The sequence below is a fragment of the Pseudaquidulcibacter saccharophilus genome (assembly GCF_019455445.1).
Classification (GTDB): Bacteria; Pseudomonadota; Alphaproteobacteria; order Caulobacterales; family Aquidulcibacteraceae; genus Pseudaquidulcibacter; species Pseudaquidulcibacter saccharophilus.
The window spans coordinates 1-1133 of record NZ_JAHWUS010000010.1; the positions used below are offsets into that span (position 1 = coordinate 1).

Genomic DNA, 1133 nt, shown 5'->3' on the forward strand with positions numbered 1-1133 from the left:
TTTGAGCGTACCAAGCCGCATTGTAACATTGGTACTATTGGACACGTTGACCACGGTAAGACAACATTGACTGCTGCTATCACCATGACATTGGCGAAAGCTGGTGGTGCAAAAGCAATGGCTTATGCGGATATTGACGCGGCTCCAGAAGAAAAAGCACGTGGTATCACCATTAACACTGCACACGTTGAGTATGAAACAGCGAAACGTCACTATGCGCACGTTGACTGCCCAGGACACGCTGACTACGTTAAAAACATGATCACTGGTGCGGCGCAAATGGACGGCGCGATTTTGGTTGTGTCTTCAGCTGATGGTCCAATGCCACAAACACGTGAGCACATTTTGCTTGCACGTCAGGTAGGTGTTCCTGCGTTGGTTGTGTTCATGAACAAAGTGGACATGGTAGACGACGAAGAATTGTTGGAATTGGTTGAGATGGAAATTCGTGAACTTCTATCTTCATACAACTTCCCTGGTGATGACATTCCAATCACTAAAGGTTCTGCATTGGCAGCTGTTGAAGGCCGTGATCCAGAAATTGGCGAGAAAGCAATTCTTGCACTTATGGACACAGTTGACAGCTACATCCCACAACCAGAGCGTCCGGTTGACCAAGCATTCTTGATGCCAATCGAAGACGTGTTCTCAATTTCAGGCCGTGGTACAGTTGTTACCGGTCGTGTTGAAACTGGTATCGTTAAAGTTGGTGAAGAAGTTGAGATCGTTGGTATCCGCGACACACAAAAATCAACTGTAACTGGTGTTGAAATGTTCCGTAAATTGTTGGATTCAGGACAAGCTGGCGACAACATTGGTGCGCTTCTTCGTGGTGTTGGCCGTGAAGACGTTGAGCGTGGTCAGGTTCTTTGCAAACCAGGTTCAATCAAACCACACAAAAAGTTTGAAGCAGAGGCATATATTCTTACTAAAGAAGAAGGTGGTCGTCACACTCCATTCTTTACTAACTACCGTCCTCAATTCTACTTCCGTACAACTGACGTGACTGGTATCTGCATGCTTCCAGAAGGCACAGAGATGGTTATGCCTGGTGATAACATCAAAATCACTGTTGAGCTAATCACCCCAATCGCAATGGACCAAGGTCTTCGCTTCGCAATCCGCGAAGGTGG

1 protein-coding gene is annotated in these 1133 nt (G+C 46.6%); it reads left to right on the forward strand.

The window, feature by feature from the left end:
* Positions 1-1133: elongation factor Tu (gene tuf / locus KXV15_RS13405; RefSeq protein ID WP_240008716.1), on the forward strand; the 1133-nt coding region annotated here is incomplete at both ends.